This is a genomic window from Arthrobacter sp. P1_H7, from assembly GCF_056405215.1.
Map to the genome: position 1 here is coordinate 159,938 of NZ_JBFUCO010000005.1, position 25,540 is coordinate 185,477.

27 protein-coding genes and 1 tRNA gene are annotated in these 25,540 nt (G+C 67.6%); 20 read left to right on the forward strand and 8 right to left on the reverse strand.

What is annotated here, in order from left to right; all coding sequences use genetic code 11:
• The first annotated feature begins 44 nt into the window (after positions 1 to 44).
• From AC1DXI_RS07100 to AC1DXI_RS07150, 11 genes are all read left to right on the forward strand, one after another.
• The gene (locus AC1DXI_RS07100) at positions 45 to 920 is read left to right on the forward strand and encodes a VOC family protein (RefSeq protein ID WP_476938028.1); all 876 of its coding nucleotides are present in this window, start codon (positions 45 to 47) and stop codon (positions 918 to 920) included.
• A 425-nt stretch (positions 921 to 1,345) separates the two neighbouring features.
• Complete coding sequence (locus AC1DXI_RS07105) at positions 1,346 to 1,783, forward strand: hypothetical protein (protein ID WP_476938029.1); 438 nt, start codon at positions 1,346 to 1,348, stop codon at positions 1,781 to 1,783.
• Positions 1,784 to 2,001: 218 nt separating this feature from the next.
• Positions 2,002 to 2,427, forward strand: a complete 426-nt coding sequence (rpsP, locus tag AC1DXI_RS07110; protein WP_026266438.1) for a 30S ribosomal protein S16 — start codon at positions 2,002 to 2,004, stop codon at positions 2,425 to 2,427.
• 1 nt (position 2,428) lies between these two features.
• Positions 2,429 to 2,671 carry an RNA-binding protein gene (locus AC1DXI_RS07115; RefSeq protein ID WP_018773450.1) on the forward strand — a complete coding sequence of 81 codons (243 nt, stop codon included), beginning with the start codon at positions 2,429 to 2,431 and terminating at the stop codon, positions 2,669 to 2,671.
• A gap of 123 nt (positions 2,672 to 2,794) precedes the next feature.
• Entirely contained in the window at positions 2,795 to 3,382 is a 588-nt protein-coding gene (rimM, locus tag AC1DXI_RS07120; protein WP_476938030.1) for a ribosome maturation factor RimM, read from the forward strand.
• The gene (gene trmD, locus AC1DXI_RS07125) at positions 3,383 to 4,258 is read left to right on the forward strand and encodes a tRNA (guanosine(37)-N1)-methyltransferase TrmD (protein WP_476938031.1); all 876 of its coding nucleotides are present in this window, start codon (positions 3,383 to 3,385) and stop codon (positions 4,256 to 4,258) included. It begins immediately after the preceding gene.
• A 235-nt stretch (positions 4,259 to 4,493) separates the two neighbouring features.
• Positions 4,494 to 4,853 (forward strand): 50S ribosomal protein L19, encoded by a 360-nt coding sequence (rplS, locus tag AC1DXI_RS07130; RefSeq protein WP_018773447.1) that lies wholly within the window; start codon positions 4,494 to 4,496, stop codon positions 4,851 to 4,853.
• 131 nt (positions 4,854 to 4,984) lie between these two features.
• A complete protein-coding gene (lepB, locus tag AC1DXI_RS07135) occupies positions 4,985 to 5,665 on the forward strand; it encodes a signal peptidase I (protein ID WP_476938032.1) in 681 nt (226 codons plus the stop codon).
• A complete protein-coding gene (gene lepB, locus AC1DXI_RS07140) occupies positions 5,666 to 6,685 on the forward strand; it encodes a signal peptidase I (RefSeq protein ID WP_476938033.1) in 1,020 nt (339 codons plus the stop codon).
• 9 nt (positions 6,686 to 6,694) lie between these two features.
• Complete coding sequence (locus tag AC1DXI_RS07145) at positions 6,695 to 7,360, forward strand: ribonuclease HII (RefSeq protein ID WP_018773444.1); 666 nt, start codon at positions 6,695 to 6,697, stop codon at positions 7,358 to 7,360.
• A gap of 91 nt (positions 7,361 to 7,451) precedes the next feature.
• Positions 7,452 to 7,778: a DUF2469 domain-containing protein gene (locus AC1DXI_RS07150; RefSeq protein WP_018773443.1), complete on the forward strand. Its 327-nt coding sequence runs from the start codon at positions 7,452 to 7,454 to the stop codon at positions 7,776 to 7,778.
• A gap of 31 nt (positions 7,779 to 7,809) precedes the next feature.
• Here the strand turns inward: AC1DXI_RS07150 and AC1DXI_RS07155 are convergent, their stop codons facing one another.
• Both AC1DXI_RS07155 and AC1DXI_RS07160 read right to left on the reverse strand, forming a co-directional pair.
• Positions 7,810 to 8,628, reverse strand: a complete 819-nt coding sequence (locus AC1DXI_RS07155; RefSeq protein WP_476938034.1) for a transglycosylase domain-containing protein — start codon at positions 8,626 to 8,628, stop codon at positions 7,810 to 7,812.
• Positions 8,629 to 9,117: 489 nt separating this feature from the next.
• Positions 9,118 to 9,540, reverse strand: coding sequence for an HAD domain-containing protein (locus tag AC1DXI_RS07160; protein WP_476938035.1), 423 nt, complete (start codon positions 9,538 to 9,540; stop codon positions 9,118 to 9,120).
• A gap of 171 nt (positions 9,541 to 9,711) precedes the next feature.
• Here AC1DXI_RS07160 and AC1DXI_RS07165 point away from each other — a divergent pair, with 171 nt between their 5' ends.
• The 5 genes from AC1DXI_RS07165 to AC1DXI_RS07185 all read left to right on the forward strand — a co-directional run bounded on the left by AC1DXI_RS07165 (position 9,712) and on the right by AC1DXI_RS07185 (position 14,762).
• Positions 9,712 to 10,068, forward strand: coding sequence for a YraN family protein (locus AC1DXI_RS07165; protein WP_476938036.1), 357 nt, complete (start codon positions 9,712 to 9,714; stop codon positions 10,066 to 10,068).
• Positions 10,069 to 11,616 carry a YifB family Mg chelatase-like AAA ATPase gene (locus tag AC1DXI_RS07170; protein ID WP_476938037.1) on the forward strand — a complete coding sequence of 516 codons (1,548 nt, stop codon included), beginning with the start codon at positions 10,069 to 10,071 and terminating at the stop codon, positions 11,614 to 11,616.
• A 45-nt stretch (positions 11,617 to 11,661) separates the two neighbouring features.
• Positions 11,662 to 12,849 (forward strand): DNA-processing protein DprA, encoded by a 1,188-nt coding sequence (gene dprA, locus AC1DXI_RS07175; protein ID WP_476938038.1) that lies wholly within the window; start codon positions 11,662 to 11,664, stop codon positions 12,847 to 12,849.
• Positions 12,850 to 12,978: 129 nt separating this feature from the next.
• Complete coding sequence (locus AC1DXI_RS07180; protein WP_476938119.1) at positions 12,979 to 13,878, forward strand: tyrosine recombinase XerC; 900 nt, start codon at positions 12,979 to 12,981, stop codon at positions 13,876 to 13,878.
• A 380-nt stretch (positions 13,879 to 14,258) separates the two neighbouring features.
• A complete protein-coding gene (locus AC1DXI_RS07185; protein ID WP_026266435.1) occupies positions 14,259 to 14,762 on the forward strand; it encodes a DUF3145 domain-containing protein in 504 nt (167 codons plus the stop codon).
• Positions 14,763 to 14,884: 122 nt separating this feature from the next.
• Here AC1DXI_RS07185 and fabF read toward each other — a convergent pair whose 3' ends face one another.
• The 6 genes from fabF to aceE form a co-directional block, all read right to left on the reverse strand.
• Positions 14,885 to 16,120, reverse strand: a complete 1,236-nt coding sequence (fabF, locus tag AC1DXI_RS07190; RefSeq protein ID WP_018773435.1) for a beta-ketoacyl-ACP synthase II — start codon at positions 16,118 to 16,120, stop codon at positions 14,885 to 14,887.
• Between the two features lie 167 nt (positions 16,121 to 16,287).
• A complete protein-coding gene (locus AC1DXI_RS07195; RefSeq protein ID WP_018773434.1) occupies positions 16,288 to 16,533 on the reverse strand; it encodes an acyl carrier protein in 246 nt (81 codons plus the stop codon).
• A gap of 200 nt (positions 16,534 to 16,733) precedes the next feature.
• Positions 16,734 to 17,795, reverse strand: a complete 1,062-nt coding sequence (locus AC1DXI_RS07200; protein WP_026537071.1) for a beta-ketoacyl-ACP synthase III — start codon at positions 17,793 to 17,795, stop codon at positions 16,734 to 16,736.
• Positions 17,792 to 18,721 (reverse strand): ACP S-malonyltransferase, encoded by a 930-nt coding sequence (locus AC1DXI_RS07205; protein ID WP_018773432.1) that lies wholly within the window; start codon positions 18,719 to 18,721, stop codon positions 17,792 to 17,794. Before AC1DXI_RS07205 ends, AC1DXI_RS07200 begins: the two co-directional genes overlap by 4 nt.
• Before the next feature lie 87 nt (positions 18,722 to 18,808).
• Positions 18,809 to 20,053 carry a PucR family transcriptional regulator gene (locus tag AC1DXI_RS07210; protein ID WP_018773431.1) on the reverse strand — a complete coding sequence of 415 codons (1,245 nt, stop codon included), beginning with the start codon at positions 20,051 to 20,053 and terminating at the stop codon, positions 18,809 to 18,811.
• A gap of 229 nt (positions 20,054 to 20,282) precedes the next feature.
• A complete protein-coding gene (aceE, locus tag AC1DXI_RS07215; protein WP_476938039.1) occupies positions 20,283 to 23,036 on the reverse strand; it encodes a pyruvate dehydrogenase (acetyl-transferring), homodimeric type in 2,754 nt (917 codons plus the stop codon).
• A gap of 436 nt (positions 23,037 to 23,472) precedes the next feature.
• Between aceE and AC1DXI_RS07220 the strand changes: the two genes are divergently transcribed.
• From AC1DXI_RS07220 to AC1DXI_RS07235, 4 genes are all read left to right on the forward strand, one after another.
• Positions 23,473 to 23,892: a DUF3052 domain-containing protein gene (locus AC1DXI_RS07220; RefSeq protein ID WP_018773429.1), complete on the forward strand. Its 420-nt coding sequence runs from the start codon at positions 23,473 to 23,475 to the stop codon at positions 23,890 to 23,892.
• A gap of 44 nt (positions 23,893 to 23,936) precedes the next feature.
• The gene (locus tag AC1DXI_RS07225) at positions 23,937 to 24,431 is read left to right on the forward strand and encodes a peroxiredoxin (protein ID WP_476938120.1); all 495 of its coding nucleotides are present in this window, start codon (positions 23,937 to 23,939) and stop codon (positions 24,429 to 24,431) included.
• A gap of 4 nt (positions 24,432 to 24,435) precedes the next feature.
• The gene (locus tag AC1DXI_RS07230; RefSeq protein ID WP_476938040.1) at positions 24,436 to 25,368 is read left to right on the forward strand and encodes an NAD-dependent protein deacetylase; all 933 of its coding nucleotides are present in this window, start codon (positions 24,436 to 24,438) and stop codon (positions 25,366 to 25,368) included.
• A 90-nt stretch (positions 25,369 to 25,458) separates the two neighbouring features.
• Positions 25,459 to 25,534: transfer RNA gene (locus tag AC1DXI_RS07235), tRNA-Val, on the forward strand.
• Positions 25,535 to 25,540: the final 6 nt, after the last annotated feature.

The window sequence follows — 25,540 nt, forward strand, 5'->3', positions numbered from 1 at the left end:
GGGTCACCGAAAGCCGGTGGCTACAGAATCCCCGGAGCGTTGCCATGACCGCAGAAGCCAGCACCCAGGACCTCCTTCCTGCCGAACTCACCATGGGCACCGTGATGCTCAAGGTCGGCGACATGAGGCTCATGACCGACTACTACCAACGCGCCCTCGGGCTGGAGACTGTGGCCGAACAGGACGGCGGGCTCTACCTTGGGCGCCAGCAGAAGCCGCTGGTCCACCTGGCGCCCGCCCCGGAGCTGTTTCTTCCCTCCCGCGGCGAGGCCGGGCTCTTCCACACCGCCCTCCTCTTCGAGGACCAGCATTCCCTGGCGGCCACCATTGCCAGCGCGGCCCAGTACGAGCCCCAGTCCTTCACTGGCAGCGCGGACCACCTCGTCAGCGAGGCGTTCTACTTCAACGACCCCGAGGGCAACGGCATCGAGCTGTACTGGGACCGGCCGCGGGAGGCGTGGTCCTGGGAGGGCAAGAACGTCGTCATGGACAGCCTCGCCCTGCCGCCGCAGCGCTACCTGCAGCAGCACCTGACCGAGGAGTCCGTGGCCGGCCAGCGCCAGGCCGCCGCCGGCGTCGGGCACGTCCACCTGCAGGTCGGCGACGTCCAGTCGGCGCACGATTTCTATGTCGGCACGCTCGGCTTCGAGAAGACCGCGGGCTGGCACGGCCAGGCGCTGTTCGTCTCGGCCGGCGGCTACCACCACCACATGGCCATGAACGTGTGGAACAGCCGCGGCGCAGGCCCCCGGCGCGACACGCTGGGTCTGGGCGAAGTCCTCATTGAAGTGCCCTCCGGCGATGACGTCGCGGCCCTGGCCGACCGGCTCAAGGTTGCCGGCGTCGAATCGCACCACACCGGCGCCGAGCTGCGCTTCGAGGATCCGTGGCGCAACCGGATCCGCGTCGCCGTGCGCTAGAAGTTCTGCCCAGGCAAGCTGTCCGCTGGACATGCCCATCGTGCACAGCTTCCCGCTGGACATGCCCACTGTTCGCTGGCAGGACCGCTGGACATGTCCAGCGGTCGCAGCCGGGAATGGACACAGCTGCCATATGTCCATTGCTCGCGGTCAGGGGAGGGCATGTCCGTGGGCGGGGCCGGGTGGGCCGGGTTTCCCCGGACCAGCGAAGGACATGCCCACTGTTCGCTGGCAGGACTTCGGAACAGTTCGGAACATGTCCAACGCACGCGGCCGGGAATGGACACTGCTGCCATATGTCCAGTGCTCACGATCAGGGGAGGGCATGTCCAGCGGCCGGGGCGTCGCCGCGTGCTGAAGCGACTAGGCTGAAGCGACGTCGAAAACAGCGGTCCGCGGACTGCCGAACCCTAAGGACCAGCTGCATGGGATTCACCGAACTCTTTGTGTCCACCCACGAAGAAGCCCTCAAGCGCGCCGGCGCACTGGAAGGCGGCGGCCCGGCCGCGCCGGGGGCCGTCCGCATCCCGGAGATCAGTGACTTCGAGGTGGAGCGGCTGGGCGACCTCGCCGGCGTCGCCGTGCACGCCCCGGGCGCGGACTATGAACTGGCCATGGTTGACGTGGCCAGCGACTCGCTGCTCGGCGTCCCGGCGGCAATGGTCCGCACGCTGGCGGAACTGCTCAGCTATGAAACGGAAGGGGAGGGCGACGTCCTGGAGGATGTCGCCGCCAACTGGGCCGCCGAAGAGGACATGCCCTTCGGTTCGGACGAGGCCCGGGGCTACGTCCGCCGGATCGCCGAGCTCGCCGCCAGCGTCGACCCCGCCACCAGGTCCGGCCTCTACGTCTGGACGTCCTGACCGGCGCCCAAGGTCGCTTCCAGGACGCGCGCCGGTGCGCCGGGCCCGTGTCAAGTCGAAATCCTGCCGGTGATCTGGCACAATGAACAGGTACTCGATCTGCGTGGCCCCTCTCTCCGCGTCTGGATCTTGTCCTTTAGAACCCCCAAGTACGGCCCGCCCCACGGGTGCAGAACGCCGGGCTCGACCCCGTTTCAGAAACAGGAGTGACCACAAAAGTGGCCGTAAAGATTCGCCTTAAGCGCTTCGGCAAGATGCGCGCACCGTACTACCGCATCGTCGTCATGGACTCACGCTCCAAGCGTGATGGCCGTGCTATCGAAGAGATCGGCAAGTACCACCCGACCGAAGAGCCCTCGTACATCGAGGTCGACACGGACCGTGCCCAGTACTGGCTCGGCGTCGGCGCACAGCCGTCCGAGCAGGTCGCCGCGATCCTGAAGATCACCGGTGACTGGCAGAAGTTCAAGGGTCTCCCCGGCCAGGAGGGAACCTTGAAGACCAAGGCTCCCAAGGCTGCCTTCGTTACCCCGGAAAAGGGTTCCGTGATCATCCCGGAAGCCATCACCAAGAAGGCTAAGAAGGACGAAGCTGCCGAGGCTCCCGCCGACGCCGCCGAAGCAGAGACCACCGAGGCTGAGTAAATTGCTGGCAGAAGCGCTCGAACACCTGGTCCGCGGGATTGTTGACAGCCCCGAGGACGTCAAGGTCAGTGCGAAGAACAACCGCCGCGGGGAAACCCTCGAGGTGCGTGTTCATCAGGACGACCTCGGACGGGTGATCGGCCGGCAGGGCCGGACCGCACGCGCATTGCGCACTGTGGTTGCGGCGCTGGCGGATGGCGAGCCGGTCAGGGTCGACGTCGTCGACACCGACCGCCGCCGGTAACGCTTTCAGCACTACTTGTCTTGAGTCCGGCCCCTTCACCAGATAATGGTGGAGGGGCCGGACTGTTTTCCCGCATTTCCGCACCAGAGAACACAGAATCACCAACCCCGAACAGAGGAACAGATGCAGCTCCAGGTGGCACGAATCGGCAAGCCCCACGGCATCCGCGGCGAAGTGACCGTCCAGGTGCTCACCGACGCGCCCGGCGACCGTTTTGTCCCCGGAACGCAGTTCATCGTGGAACCCGCCTCGGCCGGGCCGCTGACGGTGTTCAGCGCCCGCTGGAACAAGGACATCCTGTTGCTGGCCTTCGATGAGATCGAGACCCGTAACGAGGCCGAGACCCTGCGCGGCGCCAAGCTGTTCATCGAGACCGAAGACATCGGCGCCGAGGACGACGACGAGGGCTGGTACGAGCACGAGCTCGTGGGCCTGGAGGTCCGCGTGGGCGGCAACGTGGTCGGCAAGGTCTCGGCGCTGCACACGCTGCCGGTCCAGGACCTGCTGGTGGTCACTACCGACGACGGCAAGGAAGTCCTGATCCCGTTCGTCGAGCAGATTGTGCCCGAGGTCAACGTGGCTGAAAAATACGTCCTCGTTACCCCGCCGCCCGGACTGTTCGAGGTCAACACGGACGAGGCGCCCGAAGCCCAGGACCCCGAAACCCGGGACCCCGAAGCCCAGGGCACCGCCGCCGGAGGCAACGCGTAGATGCGAATCGACGTCGTCAGCATCTTTCCGGAATACCTGGCCCCGCTTGAGCTGTCACTGATCGGCAAGGCCCGCCAGGACGGCCTGCTGGACCTCAAAGTCCATGACCTGCGGGACTTCACCACCGACCGGCACCGGACGGTCGATGACACCCCCTACGGCGGCGGCGCCGGCATGGTCATGAAGCCCGAACCCTGGGCGCAGGCCCTCACGGCCGTGGCCGCCGGACGGTCAGAGGACGCCGGGGACGCAAGGGACGCCGGCACCCCCGGCGGCTCCAACGGCACCGACGACGCCGGCACCCCCGGATCTGCCGGGTCGGCCGGCAAACCCGTGCTGATCGTCCCGTCGCCGGCGGGCGAGCGCTTCACCCAGGCCACCGCGCACGAACTGGCGGAGGAAGACCAGCTGGTGTTCGCCTGCGGGCGCTATGAAGGCATCGACGAACGGGTCCTGGAATGGGCCGCGGAGCACTTCACGGTGCGCCCGATGAGCCTGGGGGACTACGTCCTCAACGGCGGCGAAGTCGCCGTGCTGGCCATGGTCGAGGCCATCGGGCGGCTGCTGCCTGGCGTCGTCGGCAACCCGGAGTCCCTCGTGGAGGAGTCCCACTCGGACGGGCTGCTCGAGTACCCCGTCTACACCAAGCCCTCCAGCTGGCGGGACCGGGACGTCCCGGCCGTGCTGCTGAGCGGCAACCACGGCAAGATCGCCCAGTGGCGCCGGCATGAGCAGTACCGGCGCACCGCCGAACGCCGTCCCGACCTCCTCGTGGAGTTCGACGCCGGCAAGCTGCCGCGCGCGGACCGCACGGCCTTCTCCGACCTGGGGTACGACGTCGTCGACGGCCGCCTGCTGCGCCGTCCCGACGCCTAGGCGCCGGGATTGGGCTAACCCGCACAAAATGTGGCAAAATTAGTCCTTGTGCCTGCTGGGTTGCGAACCTGCCACAGGGGGAGCGCTACCAACAGCCCGGCACCCCGGCCCCGTCTACTCCTGACAGGGCCGGATTGACAAACTTTCGGCGGAAATTTCCGGGCGGCGCATGCCACCGGGCTTGGCCGCCGTAACCCAACGTGAGTGACCTGTGGCGTTCACCAGGAGTGGATCAATGCATATCCTCGATTCCGTAGATGCAGCCTCGCTGCGCACCGATGTTCCCGAGTTCCGCGCGGGTGACACCATCAAGGTTCACGTGAACATCATCGAAGGCAAGAACTCCCGCGTCCAGGTCTTCCAGGGCTTCGTCCTTGGCCGCCAGGGCGATGGCGTCCGCGAAACCTTCACCGTCCGCAAGGTCTCCTTCGGTGTCGGCGTAGAGCGTACCTTCCCGGTGCACTCCCCGATCATCGACAAGGTCGAGCTCGTCTCCAAGGGTGACGTGCGCCGCGCCAAGCTTTACTACATGCGTAACCTGCGTGGTAAGGCCGCGAAGATCAAGGAAAAGCGCGACTTCCAGACCGCCAAGTAAGTCTTCCCAGACTTCCAACGCAGTCTTTCACCGCGGATCCACGGACCGTACCCGGTGCGTCAGCTAGTGCGGCGCCGGAGCTATCCGCAACAGCGCACATTAGTTCACGACAGCGCCAGGGGATACGGAACATGGAACAGCCAAAACGCCAGCCCAGGAAACCGGGCTGGCGTTTTGCGTTGCTGGCCCTGGTGCTCGCCGTGGCCATCAGTGCCGTGGTCCGCTCCCTGTGGGTGGACATCTTCTTCATCCCGTCCGCCTCCATGGAGCCGCTCCTGCACACGGGGGACCGGATCGTGGTGGCGCGGGCCGGTTTCCAGGCTGAGCCCCTGGGCCGGGGCGACGTCGTCGTCTTTGACGGGCGCGGCTCCTTCGCCCCGCTCAACAGCGGCAACGGCCCCGTGGTGGATGCCCTGGCCGAAGCCGGACGCTGGCTTGGCCTGGCGGGCAGCGACACCACGTATGTCAAGCGCGTCATCGGACTGCCGGGCGACCGTGTGGTCTGCTGCGATGCCGTCGGCCGGCTCACAGTCAACGGCCAGCAAGTTGCGGAACCGTATGTGTATCCGGGGGACACCCCGAGCGACGTGAAGTTCGCCGTCCAGGTGCCCGCCGGGCGGCTGTGGCTCATGGGCGACCACCGCTCGATGTCGGCCGATTCCCGGAGTCTTCTGGGCGCCCCCGGCGGCGGCATGGTGCCGCTGGAACGCGTCATTGGCCGGCCGGTACAGATCATCTGGCCGCTTGATAGATTTGCAGCAGTAGCGCGGCCCGAACCGGCTGCGACAACGACGACGACGAACGGACAGTAGATGCCCGAGACCGAACCGCGCACTCCTGATCCGCAGGGCCAGGACCGACCCCGGGTTACCGCCTCGGCGATCCCGGCGGACGAGCCGGCGGATCCACCGGCTGGTGCGCCGGCTCCGGCGTCGGCGTTGCAGGACGACAGCGCCGGAGCGCAGCGCGCTGATCGGATCGAGGCTGACCGAATCCAGGCTGCCCGGACGGAGGCTGCCAGGACGGACCGGGCCGAGGCCGAGGGGGCGGAGCGGGACCGGGCCGAGGTCGAGGGGGCGGGGCGGGACCCGGCCGACGGCCCCGCCCACGCCGGCCCGACGTCCCGCCGGGCCAGGAAGGCCAAGGCCCGTGAAGGGCGGAGCCCGCTCTTCCTGTGGCTGAAGGAGGTCGCCACGGTGGTCATCGTGGCGATTGTGCTGTCCTTCCTGATCAAGACCTTCCTGTTCCGGGCCTTCTACATCCCGTCCGAATCCATGGTCAACACCCTCGATGTGAACGACCGCATCTTCGTGAACCTCCTCGTGCCCGAGCCCATGGCGCTCCAGCGCGGGGACGTAGTGGTGTTCCGGGACAGCCAGGGCTGGCTCGCCCCCGCGGCTGAGAAGACGAAGGGCCCGTTCACCTGGGTGCAGGACGGGCTGACGTTCGTCGGTTTACTGCCGGACAACTCCGAACAGCACCTGGTCAAGCGCGTCATCGGGCTCCCGGGCGACCACGTGGTCTGCTGCGACGCCGGCGGACAGCTCACCGTCAACGGCGTGCCGCTGGACGAGAAATACATCAATTCCGCAGAGATTCCCCAGGTCCGAGACTTCGACGTCGTCGTGCCCGCGGGGAAGGTCTGGGTCATGGGCGACAACCGCAACCACTCCGCGGATTCCCGCGCCCATATGGACACCAACGGCGGCTTCGTCAACGAATCCGACATTGAAGGCAAGGCCGCCGTCATCGCATGGCCGCTGAACCGGATGTCGGCCCTGGACAACTACCCGGACGTCTTCCGCAGCGTCCCCGCCCCGTCCGGAAAGTAAGCCCCCGTCATGTCAGCAGCCCCCACCCTCGACTACGAACGCCGCTTCCGCAGCTCCGGCGCACGGCTCCTCGCGGGCATCGACGAGGTCGGCCGCGGTGCCCTCGCCGGTCCCGTCAGCGTGGGGATAGCTGTCGTGGACCTGCAGCAGCAGAAGCTCCTGGCCGATGTCCGGGACAGCAAGCTCCTCAAGGTAGCGGACCGGGAGCGGCTGGTGCCGCTGGTCCGGGACTGGAGCGTCGCCTCCGCCGTAGGGCATGCGTCCGCGACAGAGATCGACGAACTCGGGATCATCGCAGCGCTCCGGCTTGCCGGGAACCGGGCCTGGTTTGCCGTGCTCGCCGCCGGCGTCAGGCCCGAGGTTGTCCTGCTGGACGGCAGCCACAACTGGCTCTCGCCGGATCTTCAGCCCTCCTTGTTCGACGATGCCCCCGCCGAACCCGGCTGCGACGCCCCGGTGCACACACTGGTCAAAGCCGACATGCAGTGCCTCAGCGTCGCCGCGGCCAGCATCATCGCGAAGGTCGAGCGCGATGCGATGATGTGCGAGCTGCACACCCAATACCCGGCCTACGGCTGGGACGTGAACAAGGGCTACGGCACCGCAGCGCACAAGGAAGCGCTCCGGACCGGCGGTCCCACGCCGTACCACCGGGTCAGCTGGCAGCTGCTCTAGCCGCTCCGGCGTGAGGGTGCCGCCTGCCGGTGGCGCGCGGCCGGCCCGTCGTGTGGCGCGCGGCCGGCGCCGGATGGTGCAAGATGGAACCATGAGTGCCGAGGACCTTGAAAACTATGAGACCGACATGGAGCTACAGCTCTACCGCGAATACCGCGACGTCGTCGGGCTGTTCAGCTATGTGGTCGAGACCGAACGGCGTTTCTACCTTGCCAACCACGTTGACCTGCAGGCCCGCAGCGCCGACGGCGAGGTCTACTTCGACTTGACCCTGCAGGACGCTTGGGTATGGGACGTCTACCGCTCCGCCCGGTTCGTCAAGAGCGTCCGCGTCATCACGTTCAAGGACGTCAACGTCGAGGAACTGCCCCGCAGCGAGGAACTCGCCCTGCCCAAGGTCGAGGACCTGGGCAACTGATCCACGATTCCTAACCCCTGGATGGCGCAGGCTAACCCCTGGGTGGCGCAGGGTTCCCGTTGCTGTCCAGGGCAATGCCCTGCTGCCGCAGCAGGTCCAGCACGCTCGCCGGATACGAACTGCACCCATCCGGGGTTGCGGCTCCCCGCTCGGCGGCGTGGTCGGACGCTGTGTCGCCGATGCCGATGGTTGCGACGGCCGCCTTCCATCCGCCGAGCCCTTCGATCTGCAGGGGGACCCACACGTTGGCCGCACCGTTGACGTAGTCCCACACTTTGGGGTGGACACCCGGGCCCAGATAGATGCCACCTTCCGCCGCCCGGGTGACGAGGGTGGGCAGTGGCAGAACCCCCATCAATTGCGCGGCCTGGTACTCGGACATGTTCCACGGCGGTTCGTCGAAGTAGTACCAGCTCGCCGCACAGATTCCGTACAGGTTTGGACCGAACTGCGCGTAGTTCAGATAAAGCTCCATGATCCGTTGCGGGGTCAGGGTGAGGCTGAACTCGGTCGCGAGGCCCGCCTCCAGGCCCTTCCTCAGGGCATTCGGGTCAGGCCACAGAAAGATGTTCTTCACGAGCTGTTGGGGGACCGTGGAACCGCTCGGGTCATCCTTCCCCTGCAGGTAGGCGAAAGCCCTGTCCCGGAAATCATCAATGGAGAACGCGCCCATACGCGTTCCCAGCTGTTGGTCCTCGTGGGCGACGGCCGCGGCAATGACATAGCGGCTGACGTGGTTCAGGGATACGTACTGGTAGGCGATCGGGCCGCCGGTCTGCAGCATGAAGGCAGTACGCGGGGGAGTGAACCAGATAAAGCAGACGGCGGCGAGCTCTGTGATGACCACCATGGCGAGGACGAGCTTAAAGACCCTGGCAAGGAGCCGCCGCAGCCGGTGCGTGCGTTTTGCCGCCGGCTGCTCAGGCTCCGGCTCAGGCGCAGGTCCGGGCCCTACCTCAGGCCGCGCTTGCGCGGTGCCGTGCCCGGGCTCAAGCCGCGCTGGTGGGGGCCAGCTGGGGCCAGCCTGCCCGCCGGGCGGACCCGGTTCCGTAAGCTGCTGCGTCTCCAGCGGTTGGGCCGCTCGATATTCCATACGCCGATCCTTCGGCCGATCCTCAGGAGAGAATACGGGCGCCCCGCGGAATTCGAGGGGGTTGGGAAAAAGCCTAGGTGGGCCGTGCGGGCATTGGCTACGTTTCGTTGCCTGACAATCGCCTCAACACGTCCTGTCAATGCCGCCACGGATTTGATCGCCGGTAATGCCCGCCCGGGATCCGCCCGGATCCCGGGCCTTCGGCAGGCGCTTCGGCGAAGTTTCCCAACGGTGGTAGATGTTCACTCATGGGTTGTCTCCGCTGTTTAGAAATTCGGTTACCTGCTGCGCAACCTCGTCGGTGATTCCCGTTAGCCAGCTCGTAATGAACAAGGGCTGATCGGCATAGAAGTCAGTGTCATCGTCGACAATGGCATACCGCGTAACTTCCGGATGCCGGTCCAGCCACATCTTCACCTCCTCGCCACGAAAACCTGTGTCTGCTGCCGGAGTAACGTCAAAGGTCTTGTAAACGTGTCGGTCGACTTCTTCACGGCCGCCTTGGAAATGCCGCCATGTGGACGTAAGAACAACGGCTGCGTCAGTGTCGAGGATGATCTTGCCGACCTTGGACGCCAGGAAAGGATCGATGCCCGTGAAGCCGCGATAGCGCTGTCTCGTACCCACGCGGTTGACGACCCCATCAATATCGAGGAAAAGTACTTTCATTCCTGTTCCTCCTGCAGCTCTTTTCGTCCTGCCTTGATTATGCGATGGGCAGCGCTGAACGCGCTGCGGATACTCGACTCATCAGGCTTGTGCTCTTGTAGCCCGGCGGCGTTTTCCACATAGCCGAAGTGTGCCCTGTGTTCGTCCGCGGCGGCGCTTCACGCTGGAGGTATGAGAGCTAAGGATGTGCTGGGCCGGCGCGGGGAAGAGCTCGCCGCCGATTTCCTTCAGGCCCACGGCATGCGGATCGTGGAGCGGAACTGGCGCTGCCCCGAGGGCGAGATCGACATTGTCGCGCTCGACGGCGACGCGCTGGTCATCGCCGAGGTGAAAACCCGCAAATCCCTCGCGTATGGCCATCCCTTCGAGGCTGTCGGCGCGGACAAGCTGGCAAGGCTCCACCGGCTGGCAGCGGCGTGGTGCCGTGCCCAGGGGCTGCGGATGCCGCTGTGCCGCGTGGACGTGATCGCCGTGGTCGACGACGGCATCGGCGAGCCCGCCGTCGAGCACCTCAAGGGGGTGGGGTAGATGGCCCTGGGCCGGACCTACTCCGTCGCCCTCGTGGGCCTCAACGGCTACATCGTGGAGGTCGAAGCCGACATCGGCCAGACCCTGCCGGCGTTCGTGATCCTGGGCCTGCCGGACGCCTCGCTGAACGAGGCAAAGGAACGGATCCGCTCCGCGGCCCAGAACTCGGGGATCCCGCTGAGCCGCCGGAAGATCACGGCCAACCTCATTCCGGCATCCCTGCCCAAACGCGGTTCGGGATTCGACCTCGCCATCGCCATGGCCGTGCTGCTGGCGGCGAACGACATCCGGCCCACCGGCCGCACGGTCTTCATCGCCGAACTCGGCCTGGACGGCAGGCTGCGGCCCGTGCGCGGCATCGTGCCGGCCGTGATGGCCGCGGTCCGGGCCGGCTACCCCGAGGTCGTCGTGGCCCGGGCCAACGCGGCCGAGGCCGAGCTGGTCCCCGGCGCGCAGGTCCGGGGCTACGCCACACTGGCCCGGCTCGCGTTCGACTGCGGCGCGGACCCGCAGGACCTCGCCCTCGACTTCGAACCCGAGACCGAGGACTCCGGCCACCCCGAACCCGGCACCGGTCCCGCCCTGGCGCCGGACATGTGCGATGTCTCCGGCCAGGCCGCGGCGCGGCGTGCCCTGGAAGTGGCCGCAGCCGGTGCCCACCACCTGCTGCTGACCGGACCGCCAGGCGCCGGGAAAACGATGCTCGCCGAGCGGCTGCCCGGGCTTCTGCCGGACCTGGGCGACACCGAGGCCATGGAGGTGACCGCCATTCACTCGCTGTGTTCGCTGCCGTCGGGCTCCGTGCAGCTGCTGCGCCGCCCGCCCTACGAGAACCCGCACCACACCGCGACGGCGGTGGCCATCATCGGTGGCGGGTCCGGGCTGCCGCGGCCCGGGGCAGCGTCCCGTGCGCACCGCGGAGTGCTCTTCCTGGACGAGGCCCCGGAATACGACCGCGGCGTCCTGGACGCCCTGCGGCAGCCGCTGGAAAGCGGAGAGCTGGTCATCCACCGCTCGGCCGGGTCCGCGGCCTATCCCGCCCGGTTCCAGCTGGTCCTTGCCGCCAACCCCTGTCCCTGCGGCAAGGCGACGGGCAAAGGAGTGGACTGCATCTGCACGCCCACGATGCGCCGCCGGTACCAGGCCCGGATGTCCGGGCCGCTGCTGGATCGGGTCGACATCCAGCTCGAAGTCGAGCGGGTCTCGTTCGTCGGCTTCGGCCAACCTGCGGCCGAGGAAGGTACCGCCAGCATCGCGGAAAGGGTCCGTGCGGCCCGGACCCGCCAGCTGGACCGGCTGCTGCCATTCGGGATGGAAACCAACGCGCAGGTGCCGGGGCGGCTGCTGCGCGGGGCGCTCCGGCTCGATGCCCCCACCACCCGCATCCTGGACTACGCGCTGGAGCGCGGAGTGCTGACAGCACGCGGCTACGACCGCGTGCTGCGCCTGGCCTGGACCCTTGCGGACCTGTCCCGGAACGACGCCCCGGACGCAGACGACGTCGGGCAGGCGCTGGGCCTCCGCCAGGCCGCTGCGGTCTCACCCTGAGCCGGCCCTTACGAAGCCCACCCCAGCCCCGTGAAAGGTACCACCATGATCGATGACGAACGAACAGCCCGGGCCGCCCTGTCCCGCCTGTTCGAGCCGCAGGACGCGGCGGCGCTGGCACTGGTCCAGGCGGTAGGGGCGCAGGACGCCCTGCGGATTGCCAGCGGCGCTCTGGCCGCCGGTCCCGGGCTCGAACAGGAGATCACCGGAATCCTGGCGGACAGCGGGTCCGGCAGCGGCTGGTCCGGGCTCAGCGAGGGGCTGAAGCGTTGGGCCCCGCGCGCGCCCGACCTCGCACCGGAGCGGGACCTGGCCACCATGCAGCGGCTCGGCGGACGGCTCATCATTCCCGCGGATGACTTGTGGCCGCGGCAGCTGGCGGACCTCGGACTGCAGGAGCCGCTGTGCCTGTGGTGGCGCGGCGTGGAACAGGAGTTGCCCCCGGCGGCCCGGTCCATAGCCCTCGTGGGCTCCCGGGACAGCACCAGCTACGGGGCATCGGTGACCGGCGACCTCGCCTACTCGCTGGCCCAGCGTGGCTTCACCATCGTCTCCGGCGGTGCCTACGGGATTGATGCCCACGCCCACAGGGCGGCCCTGGCCGGAAGCGCGGGCGGTGTGCCCACCATTGCCGTCATGGCCGGGGGAGTGGACCGCTTCTACCCAGCCGGCAATGAGGACCTGCTGCGGACCGTGGCGAACCACGGCGCGGTCCTGGCCGAGGTCCCGCCCGGGTCCGCGCCCACCCGCTACCGGTTCCTGCAGCGGAACCGACTCATTGCGGCGTTGGCCTCCGTCACGGTCGTGGTCGAGGCCCGGTGGCGCTCCGGTGCCCTCAACACGGCCCACCATGCCGAAAGCCTGGGCAGGGCCGTGGGCGCCGTGCCCGGATCCATCCACAGCGCCAACTCCGCCGGCTGCCACCGGCTTCTGCGTGAAGGCGGCGCGGTGTGCGTCACGGACGCCGGGGAAATCGCCGAGCTCGCCTCCCCGAGCGGCGAGGCGATGCCCCCGGACAAGGCAGGCCGGTCCCAGGCCCACGATGGCCTGACCCTGGAGGACCTGATCCTGCTCGATGCCCTGCCGCTGCGGACCACCACCTCGGTTGAGAAGCTGGCCACGGTCGCCGGGCTGAGCCCGGACTCGGTCCGCGCAGGCCTTGGCCGGCTCGGGCTGCTGGGGCTGGCCGAATCCCGGCACGGCAGCTGGAAACGCTCAGGGAAGGCGGACTGAGATGGCTGGCTTCACCGGGAAGAAGCGGCTCGCCGACCGGCTCCTTGAATGCCGGGGGAATACTGCCAGAGTAAGAGGGTGTCTACACAGGATCCCCCCGCTGCCCCGCCTGCCGCGCTCGACGGCGATATGCAGATCGCCGCCGTACGCTTCGGCCGCTACCTGGAAGCCGAGCGGGGCCGGTCCGCCCATACAGTGCGGGCCTATCTCTCCGACGTCGAAAGCCTGCTGGCGCACGCCGCCACCGAGGGGGTCCGCGACCTCGCCGGGCTGGAGCTCGGGACGCTGCGGCGCTGGCTTGGCGCCCAGAGCGAGTCCGGGAAGTCCCGCGCCACCCTCGCCCGCCGTGCCGCTACCGCCAGGGCCTTCACCGCCTGGGCTGTCCGCGAGGAGCTGATCGAAGCCGACCCCGCCCTGCGGCTCAAGGCCCCCAAGCGGGAGAAGTCCCTGCCCGGCGTCCTGCACCAGCAACAGGTCCGGCGGCTCGTCGACGACGCCGAATCCGCCTCGGCCGAGGGGGATCCGCTGTCCCTGCGCAACCGCGCCATGGTGGAGCTGCTCTACGCCACCGGTGTCCGGGTCGGCGAGCTGGCCGGCATGGACGTCGACGACCTCGACCCGGACCGCAGGACCCTCCGGGTGCTTGGCAAGGGCAACAAGGAACGCACGGTGCCTTACGGGCTGCCGGCCGCGCTCGCCGTCGACGACTGGCTCCGCCGCGGCCGGCCGGTCCTCGCAACCGGGACCAGCGGCCCGGCGCTCTTCCTGGGCGCGCGCGGCGGACGGGTGGACCAGCGCCAGGTCCGCAGCGTGGTCAAGGAGATGCTGGAACGGCTGGGAGACACCGCCGCCACCGGGCCGCACGCGCTGCGGCACTCCGCAGCGACCCACCTGCTCGACGGCGGGGCAGACCTGCGCGCCGTGCAGGAAATCCTCGGGCACAGCAGCCTTGCCACCACCCAGATCTACACCCATGTGTCCGTCGAGCGACTGCGGCAGAGCTACCAGCAGGCGCACCCCCGGGCCTGAGGATCGCCGGCGCGGCGCGTCCGGGCGGCCGGAAATGCCCACAAGCCGGCGCGGATTCCTGCCCGGGATTCCGCCCGCAAACCGGCCCGGCGCCAAGCGGACCAGGGTCCGCCTACAGGTCTGCTGAACCGGGCACGGCGCGCCGCAAAAGACGCGCCGAATCGCACTGGCGTAATTAGGAGGGGTAGGGCAGAATGAAACTCACGCCCGGGAAGTTTCAAGTTGAACTTGAAGCTGGAATGCAACACGTCCCAGCTTTGAACCCGGTTGTATATTAGTAGTCTGGCAGGGACCGCCGGCACAATTTCGGATCCGCGCAACAGACAGACATCCAGGCACAGGTCGTTGGGGAAGACGTACCTACAGCTATGGAGGATGGAATGTCTGTTGCACTGACCCGCGGTGTGTTGTTCGTTCACTCGGCCCCGACTGCCTTGTGCCCCCACGTCGAGTGGGCCATAGGGTCTGTCGTGGACAAGCGGACGGACTTGGAGTGGACCGCTCAGCCTGCCGCGCCCGGAATGTTCCGGGCCGAGCTGTCGTGGACCGGAACGCCGGGCACGGGGGCTCAATTGGCGTCCGCTCTGCGAGGCTGGGCGCACCTGCGCTATGAAGTCACTGAGGAACCCAGCCAGGGGGTGGACGGCGGCCGCTGGTCGCACACCCCGGAGCTGGGGATCTTCCACGCCACCACCGACGTCCACGGCAACATCATGGTGTCCGAGGACCGCATTCGCTACGCCTACGAATCCGGCGCCGGCGACCCCTCGGCCGTCTACCACGAGCTCTCGCTCGCCCTGGGCGAGGCCTGGGACGAGGAACTCGAGCCGTTCCGGCACGCCGCCGAAGGCGCCCCAGTGCGCTGGCTCCACCAGGTCGGCTAGGGCTTCACCGGGCGCACCACCGCAGCAATTCCATAGCTAGGCGCCAAACGAGCGATGGCGGCAATGTTCATGAAGAACATTGCCGCCATCTGCGTTCCGGGCGGGGGAGCGGGCAGGAGCAGCTACACGCTGCGTACCGCGATCACGGCGTTGTGGCCTCCGAAGCCGAACGAGTTGCTCAGTGCGGCGATGCTGCCGGCCGGCAGGTCGCGGGCCGACGTGACGACGTCGAGCGGGATTTCCGGATCCTGGTTCTCGAGGTTGATCGTCACCGGCGCCTTGCGGTCGTAGATGGCCATGACAGTCAGCACGGCTTCCACGGCACCGGAGGCGCCGAGCAGGTGCCCCATCTGGGACTTGGTGGCCGAGACCGCGACGGAGTCCACGTGCTTGCCCAGGGCGGCCTTGAGGGCCGCGTACTCGGGCTTGTCGCCGACCGGGGTGGAGGTGGCGTGCGCGTTGACGTGCACGATGTCTTCGGGCTGGATGCGGCCGTCGAACATGGCAGCCTTCAGCGCGCGGGTGGCGCCCAGGCCCTGGGGGTCTGGGGCGGTGATGTGGTAGGCGTCGGCGGTGACCGACGTGCCGGCCAGTTCAGCGTAGATCCGGGCGCCGCGGGCCAGGGCGTGTTCCTCGGCCTCCAGCACCAGGGCACCGGCGCCTTCGCCCATGACGAAGCCGTCGCGGTCAAGGTCGTAGGGGCGTGAGGCGTGCTCGGGATCGTCGTTGCGGCGCGAGAGGGCCTGCATGGAGGCAAAGGCGGCGATCGGCATCGGGTGGATGGCGGCTTCGGCGCCGCCGCAGACAACGACGTCGGCCTTGCCGGCGCGGATCAGGTCCAGGCCCACGTGCACGGCCTCGGTGCCGGACGCGCAAGCGGAGACGGGGGTGTGGGCGCCGGCTCGGGCGCCCAGGTCCAGGCTGACCGCCGCTGCGGGGCCGTTGGGCATCAGCATGGGCACGGTCATGGGCAGGACGCGGCGGGGACCCTTTTCGCGCAGGGTGTCCCAGGCATCCAGGAGGGTCCAGACGCCGCCGATGCCGGTCGCGAAGGCAACTGCCAGGCGGTCGTGGTCGATTTCGGTGATGCCGGAGTCGGCCCACGCCTCGCGGGCTGCGACCACGGCGAACTGGGTGGACGGGTCCATGCGCTTGGCCTCGACCCGGGTCAGGACGTCCAGGGCAGGGGTGGAGGCGCGTGCGGCGAAGTGGACAGGCAGCTCATACTTGGCCACCCAGTCGTCCTCAAGCGTGTGCGCGCCGGAGACGCCCTTAAGCGCGTTCTTCCACATTGTGGGGACATCGCCGCCGATGGGTGTGGTGGCACCCAGACCGGTAATGACTACTTTGCGTGCCATGGGATCACTCTCTGTCGGTGCGCCTGCCGTATCCGGAACCGTGAAGGGGATGGCCGGGGCCTGCGAGGGGAAAACGTTGGGGTCGTTCTATTGCTGGTGGTCCGGTCCGGGCACTGCTGCAGCGCCCGGACCGGCACCGGGGTCCGCCGTCGCCGGCGGAAGCCAGACTAGGCCTGGGCGTTGGCGATGAAGCTGACGGCGTCGCCGACGGTCTTGAGGTTCTTGACCTCTTCGTCCGGGATGCGGACGCCGAACTTCTCTTCGGCGTTGACCACGATCGTCATCATCGAGATGGAGTCGATGTCCAGGTCCTCGGTGAAGGACTTGTCCATTTCGACAGCCTCCGTGGCCAGGCCGGTCTCTTCGTTGACGATTTCAGCCAGGCCGGCCAGGATTTCTTCGTTGCTAGCCATTGATGGCTCCTTTTCTGGTTATTGCCCTCGGCTGCCGGTGAAATGCCGGCAGCCTAAGGGCGGAAATGATTCAAACCGAGGGTTCGGCTTGGTGCGGGAATGCTTGCGAGCACAGCATGCGGGGCGAGCCCTGAAAGAAGGACATGCGGTGCAAGGGTGAAACGGGCGGAACGTATTTAGTTCGGAAAAGCGGTGGCTGCCTAAGGAAGCACGACCACCTGGGCGCCGAAGACCAGACCGGCTCCGAAGCCGATCTGCAGCGCCAGCCCGCCGCTGAGCTCGGGGTTTTCCTCAAGCAGGCGGTGGGTGGCCAGGGGGATGGACGCCGCCGACGTATTTCCGGCGTCGGCGATGTCGCGGGCGATCTTGACGGTCTCGGGCAGCTGCAGCTTCTTGGCCATCTCATCGATGATGCGCATGTTGGCCTGGTGCGGGATGAACGCGGCGAGATCCTCGGACCTGATGCCGGCGGCGTCCAGGGCCTGCTGGGCCACCTTGGCCATCTCCCACACGGCCCAGCGGAAGACAGTCTGGCCGTCCTGGCGCAGGGTCGGCCACAGGGACGCGTCGGTCACGGCCGCTTCCTCATCGCTGACGGCGGCGCCGTGCTTGCCGGTCAGGGCTAGCTCGCGGATGTCCAGCATGGAGTGGGTCATGCCGATGGCATCCCACTTGCTGCCGTCCGAACCCCACACCGAGGGGCCGATGCCCGGGGTGTCGGACGGGCCGATCACGACGGCGCCCGCGCCGTCGCCAAGCAGGAAGGAAATGGTCCGTTCCGTGTTGTCGATGACGTCGGAGAGCTTTTCGGCACCGACCACCAGGACGTAGGAGGCCGCGCCGGAGCGCACCAGGGCGTCGCCCTGGGCGATGCCGTAGCAGTAGCCGGCGCAAGCAGCCGAGATGTCGAAGGCCGGGGCCGGCGTCGCGCCGAGGCGGTCGGCGAGGCTCGCTGCAGCGGACGGGGTCGCATACGGGTGGGTGACCGTGGAGACGATCACGGCGCCGAGCTGGGAGGCCTCGATGCCGGCCTTCTGCAGGGCTTCACGTGCGGCGCCCTCCGCCATGTCAATGACGCTGACATCGGCGGGTGCGCGGTGCCGGGTGATGATGCCGGTGCGCTGGCGGATCCACTCATCGGAGGAGTCGATCCACTGGCACACGTCCTCGTTGGTCACGATCACGCTGGGCCGGTAGGCGCCGATACCCATGATGCGGGTGTTTGCCTGCACGGGTGCCTGCTTCAGAGTGGGAACGCTCATGCCCCTCCCTCCAGTTCTGCAAATAGGGCCAGGGCCGCGGAAAGATCGTCCGGGGTCTTGACGGTGACTGTCTTGACGCCGGGCATGCCGCGCTTGGCCAGACCGGCCAGTGTCCCGGCGGGAGCCAGTTCGATCACGCCGGTCACCCCGCGCTGCACCATCGTCTCCATGCACAGGTCCCAGCGGACCGGTCGGGAGACCTGGGCGATCAGGCTGTCGACGGCGGCGGCGCCGTCGGTGACTTCCGCGCCGTCGAAGTTGGACAGCAGCGGTACCTGCGGGTCCTTCGGGTGCAGCGACGGACGCAGGGCCTGCAGGGCCGCGCCGGCGGGGGCCATGTGTGAGGTGTGGAACGCGCCGGCGACCTTCAGCGGAATGACCCGGGCCTTGGCCGGCGGGTTCTCCGCCAGGGCCTTCAGTTGCTCCAGGGTGCCGGCGGCGACGGTCTGGCCCGCCCCGTTGACGTTGGCGGCCGTGGCCCCCGCGGCGCCAATGGCTGCCAGGACCTCGGCGGGGTCGCCGCCCACGACGGCACTCATGCCGGTTGGGGTGGCGGCAGCAGCTGCCGCCATGCTGTTGGCGCGTTCGCGGACAAACGTCATCGCTTCGGATTCCGACAGGACACCGGCGAGGGAAGCCGCGGTGATTTCGCCGACGGAGTGGCCGGCGAGGATGACGGGAAGTGTGCCGAGTTCGACGTCGAACAGCGACTTTGCGGTCACCAGGCCCGCAGCGACGATCAGGGGCTGCGCGACCGCGGTGTCCTTGATGGTCTCCTCATCGGAGGTGGTGCCGTGCGCGGTGAGGTCGATGCCTGCTATTTCGCTGAGGGAGGCCAGGAGGCCTGCGACGGGTGGCAGTTCCAGCCAGGGGGCCAGAAAACCAGGGGTCTGGGAGCCCTGTCCAGGGCAAACGATTGCAAGCACGTAACCAGCTTTCCAAATTACCGCGTGAACATTCGTGTTTTCATGCACCAAGCTCACTGGGTCAGTTTGTAGGAAGTCTACAACGGTTCAGGAGCCGTTGCGGGGAGGCTGCCGCTCCGTGGGGGCCTTCGGCGGGGCAGAAAGCCGGCCCACGACGAGGGCGGTCTGGAGCACGAACGCCTCCCGCGGCAGCAGCGGATCCCAGCCGGTGACGTCGCAGACGCGCTTGAGCCGGTAGCGCACCGTGTTGGCGTGGACGAAGAGTTCCCGGGCCGTGGCCTCGAGCGAATGGCCCAGTTCCAGGTACGTGCCGAGGGTCTCCACCAGCCCGTTGGAGGCGGCCAGCAGCGGGCGGTAGATGTTCTTGACCAGCGAGCGACGGGCGGCGTCGTCGCCGGAGATCACCCGCTCGGGGAGCAGGTCATCGGCCGCCACCGGGCGCGGCGCGGACGGCCATGCGCGGGCCGCGGTGAGGCCGGCAAAGGCCGACTGGGCGGAGCCGCTGGCTTCGAGGAGGGACCCGGCCTCCGGGCCGTAGACCACCGGGCCGGGGGCAAAGAGTTCGCTGAGCTTCAGGTACGCGGTCTCCCGGTCGTGGACCCCGCCGAGGATCAGGATGAGCCGGTCGCCCTGGATCCCCACGAGGGCGTCCTCGGCGAAGCGCCCGGCGGTGCGCCGCAGTTCGCTGACGTAGCTGGCGCTTGGTTCGGACGGGGAATTCCCGACCATGACGGTGAAGCGCTCCTGTGCTTTCCAGCCCAGGGCCGCGATCCTGGACCGCAGCGCGTCGGTGTTTTCGCCGCGGAGGATGGCATCGACAATCAGGGCCTCCAGCCGGGTATCCCAGGAGCCGCGGGATTCCGCGGCGCGGGCGTAAACGTCGGCGGCCGCGAACGCGACCTCCCGCGAGTAGCGCAGCACGGCTTCCCGGAGGGCCCCCTGGTCCGCTTCCGGGGCGATCACCGGGACCTGGTCCTCGACGACTTCGACCACGATCCGGATCAGCTGGAGCGCCTTCTGCAGGCTGATGGAGCGGGTCAGCTCGGTGGGGGCGGTGCCGAAGACGTCGGAGAGGATCCACGACGGCGAACTCGGCCGCTCGTACCAGGTGACGAAAGCCGCGATGCCGTTCTGGGCCACCATGCCCAGGGCGGAACGTTCATCCGAGTTCAGCCGGCCGTACCACGGCAGGGACTTCTCCAACTGGCGCAGCGTCGTCGTCGACAGTTGGCCCACGCTGGCCCGGAGCTTCTTGAGGGTTTCGGCTTTCTCCGGAGTCATCGCCCTCGAGCTCGGCTTGCGTTTTTCGGGAGTGGTGATCGGCTCTGCCATGCATTGAGCATACGGCGCGCGCCGCCCAAGCTCCATTTGTGCGAAGGCTACAACTGCCCTTGTCCTGCATCACAGCGTCCCGCAGCAGTCCAAAGCGCGCGCAACAAGGGAGGCGGGAGGGGAGATGAAAGGGGAGGAGGAGGCAGGCGGGGCGGTTAAACGCCCGACGGCGGCCCCCACCTTTCGGTGGGAGCCGCCGTCGAACATTCGCTCTTGCGCTGGAGCGCGGTTAGGAGTCGCCGCCCGCGTTGCCGGTGGTGCCGGCGTTCACGTTCAGCAGACGGTACTTCTCGATCGCCTGGGCCGGCGCCTGGGCGTCGACCTCGCCGCGGCGGGCCAGCATCTGCAGGGAACGGACCACGATCGAGTGGATGTCGTTCTTGAAGAAGCGGCGTGCCGCGGCACGGGTGTCGGAGAAGCCGAAGCCGTCCGCGCCGAGCGAGGCGAACTCGTTCGGGAGGAACTGCCGGATCTGGTCCGGCACGGCCTTCATGTAGTCGGTGACCGCAACAATTGGCCCGGTGGCACCGGCGAGCTGCTGGGTGACGAACGGGACGCGGGCGGGCTGGCCGGGGTTGAGGAAGGAATCTTCCTCGGCGGCCATGGCGTCGCGGCGCAGTTCGGTCCAGGAGGTCACGGACCAGACGTCCGCTGAGACGCCCCAGTCCTCGGCGAGGACCCGCTGGGCTTCGAGGGCCCAGGGAACAGACACGCCCGAGGCAAGGATCTGTGTGCGCGGGCCGTCAATCTTGGCCGGCGCCAGCAGGTAGATGCCCTTGACGATGCCCTCGACGTCGAGTTCCGCCGGTGCCGGCGGCTGCACGATCGGCTCGTTGTAGACCGTGATGTAGTACATCACGTTCCGCGACGGGTCGTTGTCGTCAGGGCCGGGACCGTACATCCGGTTGAGGCCGTCACGCATGATGACGCCCATCTCGTAACCGTATGCCGGGTCGTAGGTGACGACGGCGGGGTTGGTTGCCGCCAGCATGGGGGAGTGCCCGTCGGCGTGCTGCAGGCCTTCGCCGGTCAGCGTGGTGCGCCCTGCCGTGGCGCCGATGATGAACCCGCGGGTCATCTGGTCGGCGGCTGCCCAGAAGGAATCGCCCGTGCGCTGGAACCCGAACATCGAGTAGAAGACGTAGACCGGGATGAGCGGCTCGCCGTGCGTGGCGTAGGACGTGCCGGCGGCGGTGAAGGCTGCCACGGACCCGGCCTCGTTGATGCCGGCGTGCACGATCTGGCCGGAGATGGACTCCTTGTACGCCAGGACGAGTTCGCGGTCCACGGAGAGGTAGTTCTGGCCGTTCGGGTTGTAGATCTTCGCCGTCGGGAAGAACGCGTCCATGCCGAACGTGCGGGCCTCATCGGGGATGATCGGCACAATCCGCTGGCCGAACTCCTTGTCCCGCATGAGGTCCTTGAGCAGCCGGACAAATGCCATGGTGGTGGCGGCGTGCTGCTTGCCGGAGCCGCGGTTGGCGACTTCGTAGGCCTTCTCATCCGGGAGGGTGACGTCGGCGTGCTTGGAGCGCCGCTCGGGGACGAAGCCGCCGAGCTGCTTCCGGCGGTCCATCAGGTACTGGATCTCCGGGGAGTCCATGCCGGGGTGGTAGTACGGCGGCCGGTAAAGGTCCGCTTCTAGCTGCTCGTCCGTGATCGGGATGCGCAGGTGGTCGCGGAAGGCCTTGAGGTCCGCGAGGGTGAGCTTCTTCATCTGGTGGGTCGCGTTGCGGCCCTCGAAGTGGGTGCCCAGGCCGTAGCCCTTGACCGTGTGCGCCAGGATGACCGTGGGCTTGCCCTTGAACTCGGTGGCGGCCTTGTACGCGGCGTAGACCTTGTTGTAGTCGTGCCCGCCGCGCTTGAGGTTCCAGATCTGGTCGTCGGTCAGGTCCTGGACCATTTCCTTGGTCTGCGGGGTCTTGCCGAAGAAGTGCTCGCGGACGAACGCGCCGGATTCGGCCTTGTACGTCTGGTAGTCGCCGTCGACGGTCTCGTTCATGATCTTGACGAGCGAGCCGTCCTCGTCCTTGGCCAGCAGGTCATCCCACTCGCGGCCCCAGACGACCTTGATGACGTTCCAGCCGGCACCGCGGAAGAACGCTTCGAGTTCCTGCATGATCTTGCCGTTGCCGCGGACGGGACCGTCGAGGCGCTGGAGGTTGCAGTTGATGACGAAGTTGAGGTTGTCGAGCTTGTCGTTGGCCGCGAGCTGCAGCAGGCCGCGGGACTCGGGCTCGTCCATTTCGCCGTCGCCCAGGAACGCCCAGACCTGCTGGTCCGAGGTGTCCTTGATGCCCCGGTTGTGCAGGTACCGGTTGGACTGGGCCTGGTAGATGGCGTTCATCGGGCCGATGCCCATCGAGACGGTGGGGAATTCCCAGAACTCCGGCATCAGGCGCGGGTGCGGATAGGAGGACAGGGCGTGCCCTTCCTTGGACTTCTCCTGGCGGAACCCGTCCAGGTCCTCCTCGGAGAGCCGGCCCTCCATGAAGGCGCGGGCGTACATGCCGGGGGAGGCGTGGCCCTGGAAGAAGACCTGGTCGCCGCCGCCGGGGTGGTCCTTGCCGCGGAAGAAGTGGTTGAAACCGACCTCGTACAGGGTCGCGGCGCCGGCGTAGGTGGAGATGTGGCCGCCGACGCCGATGTCCGCCCGCTGTGCCCGGTGCACCATCACGGCGGCATTCCAGCGCAGCCAGGCACGGTACTTGCGTTCGATCTCTTCATCGCCAGGGAATGCCGCTTCCTGGTCGACCGGGATGGTGTTGACGTAGTCCGTGGTGGTGACCATCGGAACACCCACGCTCTGCGCGCCGGCCCGCTGGAGCAGGCTGCGCATAATGTACTGGGCACGTTCGGTGCCTTGTTCCTGAATCAGGGTATCCAGGGACTCCAGCCATTCGGCGGTCTCTTCCGGATCACGATCAGGCAGCTGGTTTGTCAACCCGCTGAGGATATGGGAGGTATCTTCTCCTGCAGCCACGTCCAACCTCTCTTTGAGCGCATCTATCGGCACCCTCAGCTCCGGGCAGGGTGACTGCCTGGCGTGAACGCGACGTGTGCGACATATCGGTTACAACAGCCCGGTCGTATGCGCCGGGCAAGGTCCAATCACGGTACGCCTGCCTGTATCAGCCGGGCGGTTGCCCGCGCAGGCGTAGTCGTCATCAGCCACTCTAGCCGTGCGGACTGATGGATGCGTAGCCGCCGTATGGACCCGCCGCCGTATTTCACGGGCATACTGGTTGTGTGACGAAGCGCTGCCCTGCAGCCTCCGGATCGTCCTGTGTGACGCAGAATATGGCGGATCGCGGTGCCAACAGCTTGAAGCGAGAGCTCAAAGGGTGTTGGCTTGGAGTAATGGAAATCACTAGTGCCATTGAAAACATGAAGCAATTCAAAAAGCATAGGAGCAACACGTGAGCGAGGCCGACGCCGCCACTTCGGTAAATGTGGCGGAGAAACTGGGTTTCAAAGACGGGGACCTGATTCAGGAATTCGGTTATGACGACGATGTCGACTTCGACTTGCGGGACGATATCGAAGATCTCACGGGCTCTGAGCTTCTCGATGAGGACGATCACGAGGTGGTCGACGCCGCCATTCTCTGGTGGCGGGCAGGTGACGGAGACCTTGTGGACACGCTGGTCGATTCGCTGACCACTCTCACCGAGGGTGGCGTGGTCTGGGTCCTGACTCCCAAGTCCGGCCGGGACGGCTACGTCTCGCCCGCCGACATCCAGGACGCCGCGCCCACCGCAGGTCTTCACTACACCACCTCCGCCGGCGTCTCGAAGGACTGGAGCGCCACCCGGTTGGTCACGCGGAAGAACAAGTGACCCAGGCGGTACAGCACGAGGCCCCTGCGGTGTCTGCCGCTGCGCTGCCCGCCGCCGTGAGTCCTGTTCCCGGCGGGGTGCCCGGCGTCGGCGATGCCGCACCGGATTTCGAGCTCGCCAATCAGTTCGGCGAACCGGTGCGCCTCTCGGACTTCCGCGGCCGCAATGTCGCCCTAGTCTTCTATCCGTTCGCTTTCTCCGGCATCTGCACCGGGGAACTGTGCGAAATCCGGGACAACCTGGCACTGTTCGAGGCTGCCGATGCCGTCGTGTTGGCGGTCTCGGTGGACAGCAAGTTCGCCCAGCGGGCCTATGCCGAAAAGGAAGGCTACGGCTTCGACCTGCTCGCCGACTTCTGGCCCCACGGCGCCGTGGCCACGGCTTATGGGGTGTTCGACCCTGACAGCGGCATGGCGCGGCGCGGCACCTTCATCATCGACGCAGCGGGAATCGTCCGCTACGTCGTGGTGAATCCCCGCGGCCAGGCCCGGGACTTCGCCGAGTACCGGGCTGCCCTCGCGGGACTCGGCGGGAACTGACCCGGTGAGGCAGCGGCGGCCAGGAATCGGCATGACCGGGTTTGCCAGCCTCCCGCCGATCACGGCCGCCGGGACCGCCGCGGAGCTCCAGCGCACCGAACTCGAGGCCCTGCAGGACATCCACGGACTCCTGTCCGGGGGCCAGTTCGCCGTGCTGACCGGCGCCGGCCTGAGTACGGATTCAGGCATCCCGGACTACCGCGGGCCCGGCGCCGCGCCGCGGACCCCCATGACCTACCAGGAATTCATCGGTGAGCCGGGAAACCGGCAGCGCTACTGGGCCCGCAACCACATCGGCTGGTCACACCTGCGCAGGGCGGATCCCAACGCGGGCCACGCCGCGGTAGCCCGGTTGGAGCAGCAGGGGCTGCTCACCGGACTCATCACCCAGAACGTGGACCGGCTCCACGAGGACGCCGGCAGCGTCAACGTGGTGGACCTGCACGGCCGGTTCGACCAGGTGGTGTGCCTGGACTGCCACCGGCGGTTCAGCCGCCGGATGCTGGCCGGTGTCCTGGAGGAACTCAACCCCGGGTTCCTCGAACGGGCGCAGGCCGCCGGGGTGGTTGACATGGCACCGGACGCCGATGCCGCCGTCGAGGACACCCGACTGATTGAATCGTTCGTCGTCGCCCGCTGCCCGGCCTGCGGCGGCACCCTGAAACCGGACTTCGTGTACTTCGGGGAAAACGTGCCCAAGGACCGGGTGGAGCGCTCCTCCGCCATGGTCGACGCCGCCCGGGCGCTCCTGGTGGCCGGCTCCTCACTCACCGTGATGAGCGGCCTGCGTTTTGTCCGCCACGCGGCGAAGCAGGGCAAGGCCGTGGTCATCATCAACAGAGGACCGACCCGCGGCGACGGCCTTGCCACCATCAAGCTGGAGGCAGGCGTCAGCGGGGCCTTGACCTGGCTCGCCGCCGAGCTGCCGCCCTTGTAGCGACGGCCGGGCCGATTGGCGCTGGGCCGGTGACATCCGGTACAGTGACTGTTCGTTGGTTGAAGCGCTGAAGCGTGGAAACCGCGGTTTGGGTCTTTAGCTCAGCTGGTAGAGCGCCACGTTTACACCGTGGATGTCATCGGTTCGATCCCGGTAGGACCCACCACAGAAA

What these genes read in the sequence shown, in the direction of transcription:
- AC1DXI_RS07100 (WP_476938028.1), top strand. Translation starts at nt 45, where the DNA reads ATGACCGCAGAAGCCAGCACCCAGGACCTCCTTCCTGCCGAACTCACC.
- AC1DXI_RS07105 (WP_476938029.1), top strand. Translation starts at nt 1,346, where the DNA reads ATGGGATTCACCGAACTCTTTGTGTCCACCCACGAAGAAGCCCTCAAG.
- rimM (WP_476938030.1), top strand. Translation starts at nt 2,795, where the DNA reads ATGCAGCTCCAGGTGGCACGAATCGGCAAGCCCCACGGCATCCGCGGC.
- trmD (WP_476938031.1), top strand. Translation starts at nt 3,383, where the DNA reads ATGCGAATCGACGTCGTCAGCATCTTTCCGGAATACCTGGCCCCGCTT.
- rplS (WP_018773447.1), top strand. Translation starts at nt 4,494, where the DNA reads ATGCATATCCTCGATTCCGTAGATGCAGCCTCGCTGCGCACCGATGTT.
- lepB (WP_476938032.1), top strand. Translation starts at nt 4,985, where the DNA reads ATGGAACAGCCAAAACGCCAGCCCAGGAAACCGGGCTGGCGTTTTGCG.
- lepB (WP_476938033.1), top strand. Translation starts at nt 5,666, where the DNA reads ATGCCCGAGACCGAACCGCGCACTCCTGATCCGCAGGGCCAGGACCGA.
- AC1DXI_RS07145 (WP_018773444.1), top strand. Translation starts at nt 6,695, where the DNA reads ATGTCAGCAGCCCCCACCCTCGACTACGAACGCCGCTTCCGCAGCTCC.
- AC1DXI_RS07150 (WP_018773443.1), top strand. Translation starts at nt 7,452, where the DNA reads ATGAGTGCCGAGGACCTTGAAAACTATGAGACCGACATGGAGCTACAG.
- AC1DXI_RS07155 (WP_476938034.1), bottom strand. Translation starts at nt 8,628, where the DNA reads ATGGTGGTCATCACAGAGCTCGCCGCCGTCTGCTTTATCTGGTTCACT.
- AC1DXI_RS07160 (WP_476938035.1), bottom strand. Translation starts at nt 9,540, where the DNA reads ATGAAAGTACTTTTCCTCGATATTGATGGGGTCGTCAACCGCGTGGGT.
- AC1DXI_RS07165 (WP_476938036.1), top strand. Translation starts at nt 9,712, where the DNA reads ATGAGAGCTAAGGATGTGCTGGGCCGGCGCGGGGAAGAGCTCGCCGCC.
- AC1DXI_RS07170 (WP_476938037.1), top strand. Translation starts at nt 10,069, where the DNA reads ATGGCCCTGGGCCGGACCTACTCCGTCGCCCTCGTGGGCCTCAACGGC.
- dprA (WP_476938038.1), top strand. Translation starts at nt 11,662, where the DNA reads ATGATCGATGACGAACGAACAGCCCGGGCCGCCCTGTCCCGCCTGTTC.
- AC1DXI_RS07180 (WP_476938119.1), top strand. Translation starts at nt 12,979, where the DNA reads ATGCAGATCGCCGCCGTACGCTTCGGCCGCTACCTGGAAGCCGAGCGG.
- AC1DXI_RS07185 (WP_026266435.1), top strand. Translation starts at nt 14,259, where the DNA reads ATGTCTGTTGCACTGACCCGCGGTGTGTTGTTCGTTCACTCGGCCCCG.
- fabF (WP_018773435.1), bottom strand. Translation starts at nt 16,120, where the DNA reads ATGGCACGCAAAGTAGTCATTACCGGTCTGGGTGCCACCACACCCATC.
- AC1DXI_RS07195 (WP_018773434.1), bottom strand. Translation starts at nt 16,533, where the DNA reads ATGGCTAGCAACGAAGAAATCCTGGCCGGCCTGGCTGAAATCGTCAAC.
- AC1DXI_RS07200 (WP_026537071.1), bottom strand. Translation starts at nt 17,795, where the DNA reads ATGAGCGTTCCCACTCTGAAGCAGGCACCCGTGCAGGCAAACACCCGC.
- AC1DXI_RS07210 (WP_018773431.1), bottom strand. Translation starts at nt 20,053, where the DNA reads ATGGCAGAGCCGATCACCACTCCCGAAAAACGCAAGCCGAGCTCGAGG.